This is a genomic window from Halomonas sp. DP5N14-9 (assembly GCF_019802175.1).
GTDB classification, from domain to species: domain Bacteria; phylum Pseudomonadota; class Gammaproteobacteria; order Pseudomonadales; family Halomonadaceae; genus Halomonas; species Halomonas litopenaei.
Genome location: NZ_JAHVHR010000024.1, coordinates 365,439 through 384,467, shown reverse-complemented (window position 1 = coordinate 384,467; position 19,029 = coordinate 365,439). Strand labels below are relative to the sequence as shown.

The window sequence follows — 19,029 nt, the reverse complement described above, 5'->3', positions numbered from 1 at the left end:
CTCGTCGATACTACCTCTGTGTTCAGGCGACACCGGGCAAGGGACACTGCCCCTCGAGCGTCACGGAGGCGACGGCGCGGGAAGCGCCAAGGGAGCAACACGGGCACAGGGAAGCTGCCCCAAGGAGGAAAGACGGCTAGCTGCGCCACGACTCAAGGGTCGTGGCGCCTTTCTTTGTGGCCATCGTGCAGCCGCCTGGTTGTGTAAACCGTCCTAGGGCTTGTCTGAAAAGTGCCTGCACTCGGTAATACGGCGTTAAAAATCGGATCAAAATGCTCATTTACACCCCGTAAACTGCGCTTTCTCACCGATTTTTGCCTTGTCTAACCTTCGCTCGTCGACTTTTCGGACAGCGCCTAGTCGCTGTGCGTATCGCTGTCTGTGTCGATATCCACTTCGCTATCCGTCGGGACCAGGTTCAGCCAGTCGGCGTAGCGCGCCAGGTCATGGCGATCTCCGTTGGTCGCCGGTGACAACCGACCTCGACAGACGTCGCGATACAGTCGCTGCAGTCTTGCCGTCAGGCTATCGGCGGCTATCGGCTCAGCGACCCCGGGTGCCCCGGCACGGGCGCCGATATGGCGACCATCGAGCTCCCGCAACGGCAGTATCTCGGCGGCGGTGCCGGTAACAAAGGCCTCGTCGGCGATGTACAGCTCATCGCGGGTGATTCGGCGCTCCTGCACCTCCACGCCCAACACCTCACGCGCCAATCGGATCACGCTGTCCCGGGTGATCCCCTGCAGGCAGGAGGTGACCTCCGGGGTGTGCAACACCCCGTCTCGATAGAGAAAGACATTGGCCGCGCTGGCCTCGGCCACGTAGCCTTCGGCGTCAAGCATGATCGCCTCGTCAAAGCCCGCCTTCACCGCGGTATTCAATGCCAGCATGCTGTTGACGTAGTGGCCGCTGGTCTTGGCCCGACAGGCGCTGATATTGACGTGATGGCGCGCCCAGGACGAGGTCAGGGCCCTGAGCCCGACGGCAGCGGTCTCGGCGCTGACGTAGGGGCCCAGGTCCCAGGCCACCACCATCACCTGGCAGCTCAACGCCTTGGCGCGCAGCCCAAGGCCCTCGGGACCGAGAAACACGGTGGGCTTGAGATAGGCATCGGTCAGTTCGTTGCGGACCAGGCACTGGCTTTGCGCCTCGATCAGCTCTTCATGGCTCCAGGGCACCTCGAGGTCGAGGATATGGGCGCTGTCCAGCAGGCGTCGGGTATGCTCGTGGACCCGAAACAGCCGGGCATTGCCGTTGTCGTCACGATAGGCGCGCACCCCCTCGAAGCAGCCCATGCCATAGTGCAGCGAGTGGGTCAGCAGATGGGTCGTGGCCTCCCGCCAGGGCAGCCATTCGCCGTTCTTCCAGATCCAGCCGTCGCGCTGGTGCAGTCCGCTCATGTGCCTGGCTCCCTGTCCCTGTTCCTGTTTGCGTCGCTGTCCCTGCCACAGACGCAGGCGATAGCCTCTTCAGCCTGGCTGTCGTCGTGGGCCTCGGTGATCTGCCCAGGCCAGTCGCGCCGCCAGCCGTCGATCAGTTCGCGCTGGTGGGGCTGCAGTGCCTGATAGCCCCAGGCAGCGATCTCGTCGTTCTGTGGGTCATCCACGCCGATGTCGCTGTCGGCCAGCGCCTGAATCACGGCATGGCCGCACAGCGGGACATAGCCTTCCGAGTAGCCACCTTCGTGGACGACCACCAGGCGCCCTTCACAACATCGCTGAGCCAGCGCCTTGACCGACTGGGCCATGCGCCCGAAGGCATGGCTATTGAGCAGCATCTTGCCCAGCGGGTCCTTGGCACAGGCGTCATAGCCACAGGCCACCACGACCAGATCCGGCGCGAAGGCCTCGATGGCCGGCAGCACCAGGCGCTCGAACGCATAGTCGTAGGCGCCAAGCCCCGAGCCCGGCGGCAACGGCAGGTTGAGGCAGGACCCCGACGCGCCCTCACCGCCCTGCTCGTCGAAGCCACCGGTCTCGAGCGGATAGTTGCCGGCCTGGTGCAGCGATACCGTCAGCACCTCGGGGTCGTCCCAGAAGGCGCTCTGCTGGCCGTTGCCGTGGTGCACGTCCCAGTCGAGGATCGCCACCCGCCGCACCAGCCCCAGTGCCTTCGCTCGCATCACCGCCACCGGAATATTGCCGAGCAGGCAGAAGCCGCGACCGCGATCGGCTTCGGCGTGGTGCCCCGGTGGACGGCACAGCGCATAGGCGCTGGCGTGGGTGCCACGGGCCACCGCCTCCACCGCTGCGATGGCAAGCCCGGCGGACTGCCGGGCGCTGGCAAGACTGCCCGGGCGATAGGGCGCGGCCTCGCCGGCATCGCCACCCAGGCCCGCATCACCCGCCTCCAGCGCATCAAGGTAGTCTTTCGTGTGGAAGCGCTGCAGGTCCTCGCGGCCGGCCGCCGGCGGCTTTACCACCTCAAGCTCGTCGATCAGCCCGCTGACCTCCAGCAGGTTCTTGAGACGGCGCTTGCTCTCCGGGCTCTCCGAGGCTGGCTGGGGCTGCAGCCAGGGCCCTGGCGCCGAAAATACCCCGATCGCCCCCTGGTCGTGCCAGAAGCAGCGCTCGTGCCAATAAAAGCCGGTCGTCTTGCTGTGGCTCATGGGTGACCTCAGGCCTGGGGCAAGGCGGCCACCACCATGATCTCGACCTTCCACTCCGGCCGGGCCAGGCGCGCTTCCACCGCGGCACGCACCGGCGGACGACCGGGGCTGACCCAGGCGTCCCAGGCGGCATTCATCTCGTCAAACTCGGCCATGTCGGTAACCCACACCTGGGCCGAGATCAGTCGATCCTTGGAGGTCCCGGCCTTGGCCAGCAGTTCGTCGATTCGCGCCAGCACCTGCTCGGTCTGGCCGCGCATGCCTTGGCTGGCGTCCGCCGGTACCTGGCCGGAGAGGTAGACGGTGCCATTGTGAACGGCGATCTGGCTCATGCGGTCGTTGCTGTCGTGAAGGGTCGGGCTCATGGTGTTTTCCTTGTGAGAGATCATCCGCGGGAGATCGTTGGGCTAAGTATTGAGCTGCATCAGGCTTTATCAGGCTTTATCAGGCTTTATCAAGCTATGGTCAGGCGTCGTTGAATCCGCGCAGGAAGGCGGCCAGGTTATGGCTCAAGGCCGCGGTCGGATAGCCGCCCTCCTGCACCAGCACGGTGGGCAGACCCAGCTCACCGATCTGGCGACCGATGGCGACGAAGTCCGGGGTTTCAAGCGTCAGCCCCGCCAGCGGGTCGTCCTTGTGGGCATCGAGTCCCAGCGCCACGACCAGCGCGTCCGGGCTGAAGCTCGCCATGGCGTCGAGCAGCTCATCGAGACCGGCCTGAAAGGCCTCGATACCGCTGCCCAGTGCCAGCGGCACATTGAGGTTGGCGCCGAGTCCAGGACCGATACCGGTCTCGCCGGCACCGCCCCAGTAGTAGGGATAGAAGTCGCTGGGATCGACGTGCAGCGATCCTGTCCAGACGTCGCCACGGTCGTAGAAGATGTCCTGGGTGCCGTTACCGTGGTGGAGGTCGATATCGAGGATCGCCACCTGGGACACATGCTCGCGCAGCACCGTGGCCGCCAGGGCCGCGTTGTTCAGAAAACAGAAGCCCCCGGCACGATCGGGACCGGCGTGGTGCCCCGGCGGACGACACAGAGCGTAGGCGGTGCCGCCGCCGGCGACGATGCTTTCGGCGGCGGCCTGGGCGGTAGCGGCACTGGCCAGGATGCCCTGAAAGCTGGTCTCGGTCATCGGACAGGCCATGTCGTGCATGTGCCAGCCCACCTGCCCCACCGGATGGCGCGGGTAGTGCTTGCCGCCGCCGCAGGGATGGACGTTCGGCGCCACGAATTCGGTGGCGTCCGGCAACGCCTGCCAGCGGGCATGGATGGTCTCGAGAAAATCCAGGTAGCGCTCGCTGTGGATCTCCTTGAGACGCTCCCTGAGCGTGGGACTGTCGACCTCGGCCGGCGCTGTCAGGGCCAGGCCGACCTCAGCCAGGCCTTCGCTCAGAAGCTCCGCCCGGCGGGGCCCTTCGGGGGAATCGGTAAGGGCTCCACGCTTCAGGAACTGAGGCGGCGCGTGACGTTCCTGGTCAGGATGGTAGAAAAGTTTCATCTGCATCTGTCTCCGGTGATGACGCTCCGTCACTGCTCACGTCAGTCGAGCAGCGAGGGGATCCATGTCGATAGTGCCGGAAAACCCGCCAGCAACACCACTACCAGGATAAAGGCGGTATAAAACGGCAGCGACGCCAGGATCGCCTTTTCGTAGGGGACCTGGGCGATTCTTGCCGCCGTCATCAGCGTCATGCCCACCGGTGGCGTGACGTTGGCGATGTTGAGGGTGACGATCATGACGATGGCGAAGTGCAGTGGATCGAAGCCCAGGCTGACCATCGCCGGCACCACCACAGGGCCGATGACCACTAGCGCCGGCAGTACATCCATGACCGTGCCGATGACGATCAGCAACAGGCACACCAGCAAGATCTGCACGAAGGCGACATCGCTCAGGGAGGTGATCAGGCTCGCCGCCTCCCGGGCGACGCCAGAGCGGGTGACAAACCAGCCGAGCACCGCCGAGGTCGCCAGCAGAAAGAACACGACACCGGAAAACTTGACCGTGGTCACGAGCGCCTGGGCCACCTTGGCCAGGGTCAGGTTGCGATAGAACAGCATGCCGATCAGGATCGCGTACACTGCGGCAAAGCCCGAAGCCTCGGTGATGGTGGTCATGCCCGAGAGTATCCCGCCGAGGATGATCAACGGCACCAGCATGGCCGGCAGCGCCGAGAAGAATGCCAGCAGAGCCATCTTCAGCGGCGTCGGCGCCTGCTTGGGGTAGCCCCGCCGCCAGGCCAGCACGATGCTGGTGGCCAGCAGTGCCACGGTCATCAGAATGCCCGGCACGATGCCTCCGGCAAACAGGTCGATGACCGAGACGTCCCGCAGCAGGGTGGCGTACACCACCATCACCACGCTTGGGGGAATGATCGGCCCGATGATCGAGGAACAGGCGGTGATCGCCGCCGCGTATTCGGCGTCGTAGCCCTGCTTCTTCATCTCCGGAATCATGATCTTGCCGATCGCCACGGTATCGGTAATGGCGGCCCCGGTCAGCCCGGCGAAGAACAGCGACACCGTCACGTTGACGTGAGACAGCGCCCCCCTCACCCGACCGAACAGCGCATTGTTGAAGGCGATCAGCTTCTGGGTCAGCCCGCCCTGGTTCATCAACTCGGCGGTAAAGATGAAGTACGGCACGGCGATCAGCATGTAGCCGGAGACACCGGAGAACATGCGATCGGCGATGATCCCCACCAGGCGCTCGCCGCCCAGCTCATAGACCCCGGCAACTCCCGAGATCGCCATGACCACGGCGACCGGGGCGCCGATCGCCAACACCAGGATAAAGGCCAGAATCGCGGCGGTCATGAGCGTGGCTCCCGGGCGACAGCGTCGCCTTGTGGTGAAGAGGGATCGGCGGATTCGACACGGCTGTCGACCGCCTGCTCGGCGTTGCTGCCGGCGCCATTGTCATTGGAATGGATCGCCTGCTCGATCACCGCGTCGCTGTCGATGAAGTGCTCGAGCAGTGCAAAGCCGTGCACCAGATGCAGCGCGATGATGGCGCCGGTCAGCGGCACCGCGAAGGTGGTCCACTTGTAGGAAATCTGAATACTGTCGGACACCATGTAGCTCTGGCGGGCGTTGGAGAAGAAGTCCCAGCCGTAGAACATCATCAACACCGCCAGCGCGCCGATGACGGCCAGAGTCGCGCCGGCTGCCAGCACCACCAGCGGGCGCGGCAGCAGCTTGACCAGCAGTGTCATGGCCACGTGCTCGCCGGAATGCAGCGCGATGGTCGAGGAGATGAGCCCGATCCACGGCAGGAACAGGCGGGCCAGGGAATAGGTCCAGCTGAGCGCCCCGCCGGTAAACAGGGTGTACAGAAACCCGGTGAACGAAATACCCAGCATGGCCAGGACGCAGCCGACGCAGAACACGATGGCGAGGCGATTGACGCCGTCGCTCAGGCGCTGGAGCCAGGCCTGAAGAGATCGCAGTGATGACATGACAGGAGAACTCGGGCAAGGCGGTGGGCACTGGCGGGGCGGCCTGGCCGCCCCGCCGCGACAATCACTGGCCGTAGCGGCTGTAGGCCTCTTGCGGCAGCGACTGGCGCAGGCCATCGACCTCGGCCAGCAGGTCGTCGATCAAGGCGGCGTCGAGCCCGAAGTCATCGACGATCCAGCTCTTCCAGGCCGGACGCGCCACCTCGGCCATGCGCTGGCGCTCTTCTGCCGGCATCAGGTAGCACTCATCGAAGATCTCGCAGGACGTCTGCCAGCTGGCGGTCGCCAGCATGCCGGAAGCGCCATGGCTCAGGCTGACCGCCTCACGGGCGGCGTTGGTGATGACCCGCTGGTGCTCCTCGGGCAGCTCCTGAAACCAGCTCTCGCTGACCATCCAGCTGGCGCTGTTGTAAACGTGCCCGGTCAGGGTGGTGTAGTCGGTCACCTCATCCAGGCCGAAGGTGGTGTTGATCACCGGCGCGTTGAACTGACCGTCGGCGAGTCCGGTCTCCAGCGCGGTGATCAGCTCGCCCCACGGCAGCGGTGTGGCGGAGGCACCCAGCGCCTCCATGGTGGCGACGTGGGCCGGGTTTTCCTCGGTGCGGATGTTGAGCCCCTCGAGGTCGTCGACGGTCTTGATCAGCCGCTCGTTGTTGGTGAAGGCGACAAAGCCGCCACCATCATCGAAGGTCCCCAGATACCGCATGTCCGCCTGTTCGATGGCGCCCTGCATGAAGTCGGCGAACCACTCGCCATCGAAGAAGGCCCAGGCCTGGCGCCAGTCATCGAACAGGAAGGGGGCCGTCACCGCCTGATACTCGGGGTAGAACGACGACATCGCGCCGGAGGTCAGAATGGCGGACTGCAGCGCCCTGCCTCCGGCCTGGACCTGGGAGCCGGTCTCCACCTCGGAGCCCATCTGGCCGCCACCGAAGATGCTGACGGTGACGTCGCCTTCGGTGCGACTTTCCACCAGCTCCTTGAAGTGGACCAGGGCAGGATAGATGGCGTTGTTGGTCAGGTTCTCGGGGATCAGGGTAGCGATGGCCATCTCGTAGGACTGAGCCTGCGCCTGGGACGCCATCAGCGCCAGCGGCAACGCCGCGAGCGCCAGCATCGGCGCTCGTCGCCGCTGTCTGGACTGTTGGCCACGGCCACGCCGGGCGCCTACCCCTTGGTTATCGTGCGAGCGGCGGTCAGCCGAAATACGATCGTCAGTGTGGGCGGAGGCAGGAAGGGAGGTCGAAGACATCGGTAACTCCGGTTGTTGTCATGGTTGTTGTCATTGTTGATGGCGCCGAATCGGGGCCGGCGCCGAGTGACTCCTTTTCAGGCTATGCGCGAAACCCATCGTCAACTTGCCCGAGACTACGAAAACCTTGCCCGGAACTCAGGCAAACCGTGTCGTCGGCCACAACGTCACCGCAACGAGAGGAGAAAAGTGACAGGTGGCTGAGCGCGAGAGCCGAGAGAGGCTGGCTGAATCGCTGTTTAGAAACCTGAGCGTTCCTGGGAGGGCGCCACCCCATGAACCCTGCGATAGGCTCGGGAAAAACTGCCCTGGTCACGAAAGCCCACCAGCGCCCCAATCTGCCCCAGCGGCAGCTCGCTGTGACGGATCAGCGCCTGGGCGTGGCTCAACCGACGGCGGCGAACATAGGCCTGCGGCGTCATCCCGGTGGCCTGGCGAAAGCTGGCGTGGAAGTGACCGGGGCTAAGCGCGCACAAGGACGCCAGGTCATCCACGCGAATGTCGCTGGCCAGGTGCCTATCGATCCAGTCATCCAGCAGACGCAGATCGAGCCGACCGCTGACGCCCGTCGATCGTGCAGGGGCACAGGTTTCGCTGGAAGCCTCCAGATGGAGATAGAGCGCGCGCAACAGAAGCGCTGCGATATCGTTGCCCAGGGTGGGGAATTGATCCAGTTGCCGCATCAGGCTGTCGGCAAGCCGCTGCAGATCGGGGGGCACCGCGAAGAAACGCGGTCGCTCGAACAGTCGGGCCACGTCGACGTCCGGCAGCCCGAAGACCATCGGCACGTCGAGCACGAAGGTACGATTGTTGCCGTCTCCCAGGTAGTCGTGATGGCAGTTGCCTGGAATCAGGCAACCACGCTCGGCGGTGACCCGTTGCTCCCGCCCCTCAAGGGATAGTTCGGTACTGCCGCAGGTGGGCAGAATCAACTGGTGGTAGCCGTGCACGTGGGAGACGTGCTCGTTGGCCAGGGTCTTGGTCCTGAGATCGATCCGGCTCACGATCGCCTCGCCTGAAGAAGATACCTCTACCATGCCGCTCACCGAACAGCCTGACAAGCCGGGACGAACGCCCGGCTTCACGCGACCTCAACGCTTGTCGCCTGGGCATCCTTGTAGCAGTGTCATGGCGGCCGTTGTCAGAATCGACGTCTTCTCAACAGCGACCCTTCTTGGCCTGCCCCGGCGGACAGAAGTCGCCACGCCGATCGTGGTCGTCGTAATAGCGATCATGGTCATGATCGTGATCATCGTGGCGATGGCGGTCACGGTCCCAATCGCGATCATGCCGGTCGTCGTCACGGTGGTAATCGCGATCACGATGGTCGTCGACGACGATCAAGGGCTCTGCACTGATCCGTGCGGGATCGTAACTGCATCCCGCAAGACCCATCAGCACGAGCAAAAGTACGGCTGTACTCACTGTCTTCATGCGCACTTCCCGGCCACCTTCAGCAACGACCCTTCTTGGCCTGCCCCGGCGGACAGAAGTCGCCACCGTCATGATCTCGATGGTCGCGATGATCGTCATCGATGATGATCAGCGGCTCCGGCGAGACCCGTGCGGGGTCGTAGCTGCAGCCCACCATCAACACGGCCATCACCAGGAAAACAATCCGTCCAGCGGTTCGCATATGCATGACTCCTTCCGTTCAAATTGGCACCAGACTAACGCAAACGTCACCTTTTCACCGCTGTGGACGTCTTGCAACACCCGGTGTCTGTCAACAGCGACAACCATTCTCTGGATCCGGCGCCCACAAAAATGCCGCTCCCGGGGGAGCGGCATTCACACGGTTGGCAGTGGCAAGCCTGTCAGAACAGCTCGTCGGGCTGCTGCTGGGGCAGGCCCTGCAGATCCAACGGAACGACCACATCGGGCACTTCCTGAGCAGACTCGCCCTGCTCGGCGGCCACGGTGAAGCGCGACGACGGCACCACCTGGTCGGTTTCCTCCGGCGGGACACCGTTGCCTTCGTACATCGGCTTGATACCCTCGATGACGAACATGTTGTCGTTGTAGTCGAGGTTGGACCCGGAATAGTCCTGAAGCACCAGATAGGTATCAGGAATCTCGTTGCCTTCATCGTCCAGTGCCTTGAACACGCGAACGTAGTAGCCACGCTCCAGATCCGGAGCATCAGCCGGCGGGTTGCCCTTGCCGGGAGGATTCAACGAGGGATCGGAGGACAGGGTCGCCACCTCGAGGCCGAACAGATCGTTGCCTCCCCAATTGTCGGGAATATCATCACGCGTGAAGGTTCCCTCTGGCTGGTTACCCTCCAGCGTTATCGGCAGAAACGACTGGTTCTGATCCTCCGCGTGCCGGATCAACTTGATATCCTGGGAGGTATTCTTGAAGGCATGGAGACCAAAGGCCGCGACGCCAGCACCGTGGAGAGCCACGATCTGGGTCACCTTGGCTTCATCGACCCCGTCGGCCAGGGTCCAGTAGCGCGACAGCACTTCTTCCTCGCTGACGGCGCGATAGAAACCGTAGTCGTCGAAGGCCGAGCCTCTGGCGCCACCGTCCGTCGGAATCCCCCCGATACGGTTGCCGAATCCCGCCACATTCCAGACCTCGTCTACCGTCGGTTCCCAGCCGCCCTCATCCTGAGCCTGCCAGAACCCGGCAAGCGTCAGCTCCTGAACCGGGGAATCGGCGTCGTTGGTTACCAGTCGCAGACTCCCGAAGAAGCTGCCGTCATCGGCGTTGGTAGCGGGCGGACGATAATTCGCTCGATCGAACAGTACATCGATTTCGAGCGACTCCCCCGGCGCCAGCGTCAAGCCTTCGAGGGCCGCCGCGTCGACGAGTACGAAGGGGCCGTCCAGGGAGACATCGAGAATCATCAAGGGTTCGCTGCCATCGTTGGAAATGATAGCGGTAGCGCCTTCCTTGAAGTCCCTATCCGGGCCACCAACGTCGTTTTCTTCCAGATAGTTGAACAGCAGGCGATCACTGAAGTAGTTGACGTCACCGCTCTCCAGACGCGCTTCGGCGTCGGCAACGACAGAGACGGGCGTCACGTCCAGATAGTCGATGCGCTGACTACCCAGGTCATCGGAGACGATGTGCAGACGGTATTCGGTCCCGGGCTCCAGCTCGACGTAGTAGGACTCTTCACCCGCCGTGCCGGCTCCGGGGAAGGTCATCAGGGTCAACGACTCGCCATTGAGACTGAGCGCCAGATCATCGCCACGCAGCACACCGGCATTGGCCGCCAGATCGAGCCGATAGAGCCCCTTGGTGTCGACCTCAAAGAAGAAGTCCGCGCTGCGCGGGTCGACGCTGAGCGCCGAGATGCCTTCCTCGAGCTCGATGCGTGTGCCCTCGGTGGCGTCGGCTGGGCCAAGGATGGAGGCGCGGATGGCTTCGAGCGATTGATCCGGCACCCACAGCAGATCGATATTCGGGCCGACCGCTTCCGGGGCCGTCAACACCAGCGTATTGATGCCGGCCTTCAGGCTGACCACCACGTTCTGATACACCCAGTCCGAGTTGTTTTCGCTGAGCCCTTCGAATCTCAGATTGGGCTGCGCAACGCCATTGATGCCGAAGGTCAGGGGTCGATCAGACTTGGTCTCGGACAGGTGGTAGCGGAAACCGATTTCATAGCTTCCCGCTTCGTCGACGCGAATCGACCAGGTAATGGTCTGATCCTCCGACCCCTTGTAGTCGACGTAGGCATTCTCGGACACGTTACGATCATCGGCCACCTCGACCACCCTGGCACCGTTGAGCAGAGCCCCCTCTGCCTCGTAGATATCGAAGCCGGGTGAAGGCTCATGAATCACCTCCAGTTGATCCACGTTCGGCCCGGCCTGTGATACCGACTGCAGTCGCACCTCGACCTCGCCAGGGTTCAGATTCACCTCAATGTCCTGGGTCATCCAGAAACGCCAGCGGTCGGATCCCTCGAGGCTGTCCGGCGCCGGCGGGAAGTCGGCGATACCGACACTCTGGCCATTGACGAAGACTTCCAGCGGGCGGTCCGAAAAGCCACCATTGGCGTAGCGCACCCGCAGCACGGTATCGCCACCATCGCCGGCTTCCACGGTAAAGCCGAAGGTGATGGCGTCCTCGGCATTCCTGCCGAAATCGGCGTATCCGCCACCGACGCCGTCGTTGTCGTCCAGATTGCCATCATTGCCGAAGCTGCCCGGTTGCAGTCCCGGTACCTCACTGGCGATCCCTTCACGGATGATGATCTCGGCACCACCGCCCTCGCTGATAGTGGCGCTGGTACCATCACCCGGGGTGTTGTCCTCGGCCTGGATGGTGGCCAGTACCCGCGTCATGTCAGTGCCCCCCCCGGTCGACGTCGGCTCGACCGGATCCAGGCGGACCAGCTGACTTTCGCCGGTCAGTCGGTTGAGGGTGACCAGGTACAGGCGTCCAGTGGCCGGATTTTCGATGATATCCAGGGGATCGGTGTAGGTAATGACCCGCCCCTCTGCATCTCTCAAGACATCGTCACCGATGACCTTGCCCTCAGCATTCACCGTGATCCAGCGAACATCGTCCCCCCCGGAGTACTCGGTAAACAGCAGACTGCCCTTGAAGGCGTCACCAAAGGTATCGCTGACGTACTCGGTCACGCCGTTGGCAGAACGATTCTCTCCCAGCGAGTAGGCGTCATCGATGCGATAGTTGGGGTCGGGCTGGATACCCGGATCATAGGACGTGACCTCATTGATGTCTTCCAGGCGGGTCGGGTTGCCGCCGTTGAGGATAAACTCGTCGTGCAGTGGATTGGGGTGGCCGTAGTAGCCGCCCTGCTCGACCTTGAACAGGTAGTCGTCCTGCTTGGCCACGTTGGTGACCGACTCGTCGATCAGCGTAGAGGGATCGTCCGGTACGGCGCCGCCCGCCGCCGACCCGTTGGTCGGCGTGTACAGGTAGCCGTTGGAGTGCCAGACCAGGTCGTAGGCATTGCGAATACCGGTGGCGAACACCTTGACCACGGCGTCATCGGCATAAGGATCGTAGAAGGTCTCCAGCACGACACCATCGGCGCCCTGAACGCTGGCGACGCCATTTTCGTCAAACACCAGAAAGCGTCCATCCCCCATGGGAATCGGGTCGTTCTTCAGATCGTTGTCATCATCGACGAAGCGAGTCTGGTCGTCCGGTAACGGCTCGGTGGTGACGTCAAAGCCTCCCTCCGGCGGCGTCCGGGACGGATCCACTTCCAGCACGGCACCGGCCAGCAGGCGTTCGGGCCGGTTGCCCCAGGCACTGTCATCATCACCCATGGCGGTGTTGGAGCCCTGGGTCAAGTAAAGCAGATGGGACGGCTCATCCGGCGACGTTTCAGCATCGAACGCCGGATTCTCGCGGAACTCGATGCTGTTGGTGACGTGATCCGCCACCGAACGGGGGAGTCCGGTCAGATAGACCTCGGCGCTGCCGCTGAAGCTGCCCCCCTCGTCCAGGGTTATCTTCAACAACCGCCCGCTGAAGTCGGGGGTCGAGGTGTCGCGCCCGGACAGCGGGATCGGATAGTTATCGGTCACCCACAACACCTGAGGATCGGTCGGATCCACGGCGATACCGATAATGCCACGCCGATTGTTGAAGGCGTCGGTGTCCGGCTGCATGAACGGATCAAGCGCCAGCGCCAGGACGTCACCGTCCCCTAGCGAGCCATCTTCCGGGTCCAGCGCATAGCGCACGATCTGTCCGCCCATACTGACCACGTACAGCGCGTCACCGGTCGCGCTGACCTCCAGGGAGGTGAAGCCAAAGGCACCGTCGACGGCACCATCCAGCTCCACCGTGCCTTCAAAGGCCACATCGCTGGGCAGAATGTCCGGCTCGGCGCCAGTGACAACGGTATTGGTGTACTTCAGGAATTCTCGAGTGGGCGAGTTGCTGTCACTGTTGTCGCCACGATCCTGGAAGCCATTGATCACCAGGCTGTAGCTGGTAAAGGGCTTGAGCGTCTGCTTCGGAGAAAGGGTCAGCGAATCGAAACCACCGGTGGTGTTGATATCGAAGGCCACCTCGATGCCGGTGACGGTCTCGAACAGTCGCACCGAACCATCGCTGAGGCTCTCCAGCAGCGTGCCTCCTCGGCCCTCGACCACCTGAACCCCGACAAAGATATCGGAGGTGGGATCGACGCCGGTGGGCAGGCTGCCGTCCTCGCTGTCCAGATCCACCTCGACGGTATTGGACCCTACTCCGGCGATGGCCCGGGCATCGACAAACTGCGCATAGTCTTCGCTCGCCGGCTGCTCATCTCCAGGCGTCAGATCCGGTAGAGGACGAATCTCCACGTACTGCAGCTTGACGTTCTTGCTGTCGATACCGAGTGCGTCCAGGGTCAGACGACCATCGGAGACCTCTACCACCCGGGTAACCAGGTCAGAGCGCAGGCCCTCGGTATCGTTGGTCGCGTTGGCGTCGAGGGGGAAGTCGCTGGGACGACCTGGCGCAAAGGCATCATTGAAGGCGCTGCCTTCGGCATTGACGCTGTAGTAGGCGTCGAAGTTGCCCGACACATCACCCACCGACAGCGTCACCTCATAGAAGCCGGGCTCCAGCTCTATCTCCCAACCGGCATCGACGAAGCCGTCGCGCTCGCTGGTCATCTGGGCAAAGGTCGCCTGGCGCGGGTCCAGGCCGACGAAGCGCTCGGAACGATCCACCAGGGTAAAACCACCCTGGTTGGCCAGCGATAATGGATTGGTGCCGTTCTCTGTTCCGTCGGCGATGCTTTCCTCGGTGACCCAGCCGTAGCGGTAGGTCTTGCCATCCACTATCAGCGACTGCATGCCGAAGGCCTGACCGGTATCCGCGACATGGCCCTCGGGCACATCGGCGCCCTGGGGCTGAAAATTGATCCTGAAGGTCTCTCTATCGCCTGCCTCGACGATCATCGGCGACAGCTTTACCACATCAAGATTGGGGCCGCCCCTGCCGATGTTCTCCAGGCGTACCGTGTGCGTCCCTGCCTCGAGCTCGAGTTCAAGCGATTCTTCCCGCCAGCGTTCCCAACCCTCGTCGCCAGCCCCGGTGGAAGCAAACTGGAACTCGCCGACCTCGACGCCATCAATGTAGAGCGTCATGGGGCGATCTGTGCTGCCACCATTGGCATAGCGAGCGTCCAGTCGGAAACTACCGCCGTTCTCCACGGTCACTTCAAATATCCCGGCGTCGCCGACGTCGTTGCCCAGGTCAAGGTAACCTTCCCCGCTGTAACCCGGCCTGAGCGAATCCACGCCGTCGCTTTCCAGGCGCGCAGCGGTATCGGCCGGGCGGCTTGGATCCGACTCCTGATCGTCGATGGTGAAGGTTTCTGCCTCGAACGACATGATGCCAGTTTCGGGCTCGGGTTCTGGTTCTGGTTCGTCTTCCACCTTTACCAGTGTCAACTGATCCAGGTTGGGTCCCTGGTCCACGCCGCCCTGCTCTGCCGTCGGAATCGACAACAGCAGCTGATGCGTGCCCGGCTCAAGCTCAAGGTCGACTGTCACTTCCTGCCAGCTGCTCCAGCTACCTGAGCCGGGAAAGCTCACCGACGTCGTGACGCCGCCATCCACCTGAAGCGCCAACGGACGATCACTGTTGCTGCCGTTGGCGTAGCGCAGGGTCAACTGATAACTGCCAGCCTCCTCGACGCTGACGTCATACTGGACACCGTCTCCGGGGTCCCGGCCAAGATCCACGTAGGCATTGTCGATGGCGCCCGGCCTGGCATTGTCCCCGGATATCACCTCCGTCACGGCCTTCTGGGACCCGCTGTCGAGGTCGATGATGGTGCCTACCTCTGCCTGCCATACCAGCAGACCGGTGTCCGATGGCACAGCTAACGCCTGGGCGGCTCTACCCGCGACAGAACTGACCACCTCTTCTTTGCTGCTCATGGTGACTCCAAATTTTTTTCAAATGTCATGCACCATGAAAACCCTTTTACATTTGGAAACAAATAGCCAATATCTCACGCCAACATCAGATAAAAAGAAAAATTTTCTATCCAACTACCTCGCCTCGATCAAGGTTTTTCTAAAATGACAAAAACCTTTCATTCGCATATTAATCTTACGAAAACACTCTTTCCTTTTTAAAAACAAATACCTTTTGTATCACTAATATCGTCGCTGACGAAAACAGCAAACATATTTTCAAAAAAACAACGATAAAACACCAAAATAATCTTTTTATTTCTTCATTCTTTTTGCCAAAACAACCATCTGTGTAAGCTACTGAAAAGTCGTTTCAGCGAACTTCTCGCTGGCCTCTTTCTCCTTGCTAACTCCATACTGCACCCCATCACCTATCGGGCACCACGCGATACGACGCCTGACGTCACTCTTTCTTCTGCCTGTCCCTACCACCAAGCACTTCGCCGTAAACCCAAAAAACGAGATGCCTTTACATGACCCCCACCCGCTACAGCATTCGGGAGGCGATGCTTCACTGCCGGCGCGGACTCTTCGACGTCGGCCTGTTCAGCCTGTTCATCAATCTGTTGATGCTGGTGCCATCGCTCTACATGCTGCAGGTCTACGACCGGGTACTGACCAGCCGCAGCGTCGAGACCCTTGTCATGCTGACGCTGGTCGTCGTGTTCCTGTTCGCCGTCATGGGCGGACTCGAGTGGGTTCGCTCTAGACTGCTGGTACGCATCGGCAACGCCCTTGACGAACGACTCCAGCCAGCGGTCCATCAGGCCATCTACGATCAGGCCCTGCGCCGTCCGGGTGCCACCTCGACCCAGGCGCTGGACGACTTGACCACGCTGCGCCAATTCGTCTCGGGGCCCGCCCTGCTGGCCTTCTTCGACACGCCATGGATCCCCCTCTACCTGGGGGTCCTGACCTTGTTTCATCCTCTCTACGGGCTCTTTGCCCTGGCCGCCGGCATCCTCCTGCTGGCCCTGGCCGCGATCAACGAGGCCTGCACCCGGGGACTACTGAAGCAGGCTGGCGCCCACCAGGTCGCCAGCCGCGATGAAACCGCCGCCAACTTGCGCAACGCCGAGGTGCTCCATGCCATGGGCATGCTGGAGAGCGTAAAACGGCGCTGGCAAACGCAGCACCGTGACTCACTCGCGCTGCAATCCCGGGCCAGCGATCGTTCAGGTGTACTCACCCACCTTTCGAAGATACTAAGGCTGCTGTCCCAGTCGCTGATCCTCGGCCTGGGGGCATGGCTGGTGCTGAAGGCGGAGTTGACACCGGGGATGATGATCGCTGGTTCGATCCTGCTGGGACGGGCCCTGGCCCCCATCGATCAACTGATCAATGGCTGGAAGAGCTTTATCGCCGCCCGTAACGCCCGTGAACGCCTGGGCCAACTCGTCGCCAGCGAAGCACCACCACCGCCGATGCCGCTGCCCGCGCCGACGGGCCAGCTTTCTCTTCAGCAAGTCTGCGCCGGCCCGCCCGGGGCCACTGTCGCCACACTCAACGCGATCAGCGTCGATCTGAAAGCTGGCGAACAACTCGCCATCGTCGGCCCGAGCGCCTCGGGCAAATCGACCCTGGCACGGGTAGCCCTGGGCATCTGGCCGAGTCTCGACGGTTGCGTGCGCCTCGATGGCTCCGATATCCAGCGCTGGGAACGCAATGCCCTGGGGCCCCACATGGGCTATCTGCCCCAGGACGTGGAGCTGCTGGCCGGCAGCATCGCCGAAAACATCGCTCGCTTCGGCCCGGTCGACGCCGAGGCAGTGCTCAAGGCGGCCCGCCTGGCCGGCGTCCATGAGTTGATCCTCAAGCTCGACGAAGGCTACGACACCACCATCGGACACGGCGGCACGGGGCTGTCGGCCGGCCAGCGTCAGCGTATTGGCCTAGCCAGAGCCCTGTACGGAGAGCCAGCGTTGGTGGTGCTGGACGAACCCGACGCCAACCTGGACGAGAGCGGTGAGCGGGCCCTGGTGGAAACCCTGGTACGCCTGCGCCGACTCACCACCACGACACTGGTCATCACCCACCGACAGCGCCTGCTGGCCCAGGTCGACCGGGTGATGGTCCTCGACGACGGTAGAGTGACGTCCCTGGCCCCGCCCTCCCCGGCCGGCGGGGTTCGGCTCAAGGGCGCTGTGCCCTCGGCGCGGGTGGTGAAGCAAGTCGCCGGTGCCGGTACATCTTCTTCGCCGCGCCCCCCGTCCGACCTTGCATCATCTCCCAGCTCGAGGACGCCACGATGAGCGCTCAAGCCTCTGCCTCGGCTTCCTTCAAGCCCCCCGCCATCGACTCGAGCTCGGCCGCCGCTGGTACCGAGGATCGCGTACCGGTGGACCTTCGGCCCTATCGCCGCTGGGGCTTTGCCATCCTGCTGGTGGCCTTCGGTGGCTTCGGTGTCTGGTCGGTCACCGCTCATCTGGCGGTGTCGGTGGTCGCCCCCGGTTCGGTCTCGGTGGAAAGCTTCACCAAGACGATCCAGCACCTGGAAGGTGGCATCGTCGCCGACGTGCTGGTCGAGGACGGCGATCACGTGGAAGCCGGCGACCCACTGATCGTGCTGGACGACACCCAGGCGCTGGCGCAACAGCGCATCGCCGAGACCGAGTACCTGATCACTCGGGCCAGTGAGGTGAGATTGCTGGCGGAACAGGCCGACAGCGACAGCCTGGCCTTTCCACAGGAACTGATCGCGTCCAGCAATTCGCGGGTGCAGGAGGTGCTGGGCGTGCAGCGGCGCCTGTTCGAGGTACGCCGGCAATCGCTGGACGATACGCTGGCCGCCCTGGACCAGCAGATTCTTCAACTGGAAGAGCAGATCACCGGCCTGGGGCAAACCCGTTCGATCACCCAGCAACGCATCGACTCGCTGGAAGGTGAGGTCGCCAACCACCGCAAGCTGTTTCGTGACGGCATGATCAGCAGCCAGCGTCTGCGTGAGCTGGAACGCGAGAGCCTGGAGTACCAGAGTGACAACGCGGGACACGCCTCGGAGATCGCCCGACTGCGCGCCCAGATCAGTGAAAACACCCTGAACGAGCAGATTCGCCTGCAGGAATTTCAACAGCAGGTGGGCGAAGCGCTACGTCAGGTCCAGGCCGAGGTCGCCGACGCCGAAGAGCGCCTGGTCGCCCTCAATGACACCCTCGCGCGCACGCGAATCACGGCCCCTGTGGCGGGTACCGTGGTGGACCTGCAGGTGCACACCCTGGGCGCCGTGGTACGTGGTGGCGACCCGCTGCTGGACCTGGTCCCGGCCGGCGACGGTTTCGTGATCGAGGCCCGCGTCCCCAACCACGATGTGGATCACCTCTACCCCGGCCAGTCGGCGGAAATCCGCTTCAGCGCCTTCAACCAGCGCCTGTCCAATGTCATCGATGGCGAGGTGGTCCGCGTCAGCGCAGACAGCTTCGAGGACGAAGCCACCCGCCAGCGCTACTACAAGGTCCGTGTCGGCGTGACCGACCTGGGCAAAACGCAACTGACCGACAACATGCGTCTTGTCGCAGGCATGCCGGCAGAGGTGATGATCCTCACCGGGGAGAGAAGCTTCGCCAGCTATATCACCAAACCGATCAACGATATGCTCGCCCGGGCCATGCGTGAGGAATGACGAAAGAGCAATCACCAAACCACTGATTCAATGGCGACATGCTCGCTAGGGCAATGCGCGAGGAATAGGTGAAGGGCAATAGCTGAAGACCAATCACCAAACCACTGATGCAATGGCGACATGCTCGCTAGGGCCATGCGCGAGGAATGACGAAAGAGCAATCACCAAACCACT

Annotated in this window: 13 protein-coding genes; 2 read left to right on the top strand and 11 right to left on the bottom strand. The window is 62.8% G+C overall.

All coding sequences use genetic code 11. The features are described from left to right. Positions 1-356: 356 nt before the first annotated feature. The 11 genes from KUW00_RS14615 to KUW00_RS14565 all read right to left on the bottom strand — a co-directional run bounded on the left by KUW00_RS14615 (position 357) and on the right by KUW00_RS14565 (position 15,197). Entirely contained in the window at positions 357-1,400 is a 1,044-nt protein-coding gene (locus KUW00_RS14615; RefSeq protein ID WP_222569402.1) for a branched-chain amino acid transaminase, read from the bottom strand. Continuing rightward, positions 1,397-2,608 (bottom strand): class II histone deacetylase, encoded by a 1,212-nt coding sequence (locus tag KUW00_RS14610; protein ID WP_222569401.1) that lies wholly within the window; start codon positions 2,606-2,608, stop codon positions 1,397-1,399. Before KUW00_RS14610 ends, KUW00_RS14615 begins: the two co-directional genes overlap by 4 nt. 8 nt (positions 2,609-2,616) lie before the next feature. Continuing rightward, positions 2,617-2,973: a RidA family protein gene (locus KUW00_RS14605; RefSeq protein ID WP_108132815.1), complete on the bottom strand. Its 357-nt coding sequence runs from the start codon at positions 2,971-2,973 to the stop codon at positions 2,617-2,619. A gap of 100 nt (positions 2,974-3,073) precedes the next feature. Continuing rightward, entirely contained in the window at positions 3,074-4,108 is a 1,035-nt protein-coding gene (locus KUW00_RS14600) for a histone deacetylase family protein (RefSeq protein ID WP_045994862.1), read from the bottom strand. Positions 4,109-4,149: 41 nt separating this feature from the next. Further along, entirely contained in the window at positions 4,150-5,427 is a 1,278-nt protein-coding gene (locus KUW00_RS14595; protein WP_108132764.1) for a TRAP transporter large permease, read from the bottom strand. Continuing rightward, positions 5,424-6,068 (bottom strand): TRAP transporter small permease, encoded by a 645-nt coding sequence (locus tag KUW00_RS14590; RefSeq protein ID WP_261392189.1) that lies wholly within the window; start codon positions 6,066-6,068, stop codon positions 5,424-5,426. The genes KUW00_RS14595 and KUW00_RS14590 overlap by 4 nt, the downstream gene beginning before the upstream one ends. 64 nt (positions 6,069-6,132) lie before the next feature. Beyond that, positions 6,133-7,185, bottom strand: a complete 1,053-nt coding sequence (gene dctP / locus KUW00_RS14585) for a TRAP transporter substrate-binding protein DctP (RefSeq protein WP_222569400.1) — start codon at positions 7,183-7,185, stop codon at positions 6,133-6,135. 374 nt (positions 7,186-7,559) lie between these two features. Continuing rightward, the gene (locus KUW00_RS14580; RefSeq protein ID WP_222569399.1) at positions 7,560-8,324 is read right to left on the bottom strand and encodes an AraC family transcriptional regulator; all 765 of its coding nucleotides are present in this window, start codon (positions 8,322-8,324) and stop codon (positions 7,560-7,562) included. Between the two features lie 154 nt (positions 8,325-8,478). Next, positions 8,479-8,754 carry a hypothetical protein gene (locus tag KUW00_RS14575; protein WP_261392188.1) on the bottom strand — a complete coding sequence of 92 codons (276 nt, stop codon included), beginning with the start codon at positions 8,752-8,754 and terminating at the stop codon, positions 8,479-8,481. Between the two features lie 19 nt (positions 8,755-8,773). Then, positions 8,774-8,956 carry a hypothetical protein gene (locus KUW00_RS14570; protein WP_222569397.1) on the bottom strand — a complete coding sequence of 61 codons (183 nt, stop codon included), beginning with the start codon at positions 8,954-8,956 and terminating at the stop codon, positions 8,774-8,776. Between the two features lie 181 nt (positions 8,957-9,137). Continuing rightward, positions 9,138-15,197, bottom strand: a complete 6,060-nt coding sequence (locus KUW00_RS14565) for a carbohydrate-binding protein (protein WP_222569396.1) — start codon at positions 15,195-15,197, stop codon at positions 9,138-9,140. Positions 15,198-15,709: 512 nt separating this feature from the next. Between KUW00_RS14565 and KUW00_RS14560 the strand changes: the two genes are divergently transcribed. Together KUW00_RS14560 and KUW00_RS14555 are read left to right on the top strand one after the other, a co-directional pair. Beyond that, positions 15,710-17,488 (top strand): type I secretion system permease/ATPase, encoded by a 1,779-nt coding sequence (locus tag KUW00_RS14560; RefSeq protein ID WP_222569395.1) that lies wholly within the window; start codon positions 15,710-15,712, stop codon positions 17,486-17,488. After that, positions 17,485-18,855, top strand: coding sequence for an HlyD family type I secretion periplasmic adaptor subunit (locus tag KUW00_RS14555; protein WP_222569394.1), 1,371 nt, complete (start codon positions 17,485-17,487; stop codon positions 18,853-18,855). Before KUW00_RS14560 ends, KUW00_RS14555 begins: the two co-directional genes overlap by 4 nt. Positions 18,856-19,029: the final 174 nt, after the last annotated feature.

What these genes read in the sequence shown, in the direction of transcription:
- KUW00_RS14615 (WP_222569402.1), bottom strand. Translation starts at nt 1,400, where the DNA reads ATGAGCGGACTGCACCAGCGCGACGGCTGGATCTGGAAGAACGGCGAA.
- KUW00_RS14610 (WP_222569401.1), bottom strand. Translation starts at nt 2,608, where the DNA reads ATGAGCCACAGCAAGACGACCGGCTTTTATTGGCACGAGCGCTGCTTC.
- KUW00_RS14605 (WP_108132815.1), bottom strand. Translation starts at nt 2,973, where the DNA reads ATGAGCCCGACCCTTCACGACAGCAACGACCGCATGAGCCAGATCGCC.
- KUW00_RS14600 (WP_045994862.1), bottom strand. Translation starts at nt 4,108, where the DNA reads ATGAAACTTTTCTACCATCCTGACCAGGAACGTCACGCGCCGCCTCAG.
- KUW00_RS14595 (WP_108132764.1), bottom strand. Translation starts at nt 5,427, where the DNA reads ATGACCGCCGCGATTCTGGCCTTTATCCTGGTGTTGGCGATCGGCGCC.
- KUW00_RS14590 (WP_261392189.1), bottom strand. Translation starts at nt 6,068, where the DNA reads ATGTCATCACTGCGATCTCTTCAGGCCTGGCTCCAGCGCCTGAGCGAC.
- dctP (WP_222569400.1), bottom strand. Translation starts at nt 7,185, where the DNA reads ATGCTGGCGCTCGCGGCGTTGCCGCTGGCGCTGATGGCGTCCCAGGCG.
- KUW00_RS14575 (WP_261392188.1), bottom strand. Translation starts at nt 8,754, where the DNA reads ATGAAGACAGTGAGTACAGCCGTACTTTTGCTCGTGCTGATGGGTCTT.
- KUW00_RS14570 (WP_222569397.1), bottom strand. Translation starts at nt 8,956, where the DNA reads ATGCGAACCGCTGGACGGATTGTTTTCCTGGTGATGGCCGTGTTGATG.
- KUW00_RS14565 (WP_222569396.1), bottom strand. Translation starts at nt 15,197, where the DNA reads ATGAGCAGCAAAGAAGAGGTGGTCAGTTCTGTCGCGGGTAGAGCCGCC.
- KUW00_RS14560 (WP_222569395.1), top strand. Translation starts at nt 15,710, where the DNA reads ATGACCCCCACCCGCTACAGCATTCGGGAGGCGATGCTTCACTGCCGG.
- KUW00_RS14555 (WP_222569394.1), top strand. Translation starts at nt 17,485, where the DNA reads ATGAGCGCTCAAGCCTCTGCCTCGGCTTCCTTCAAGCCCCCCGCCATC.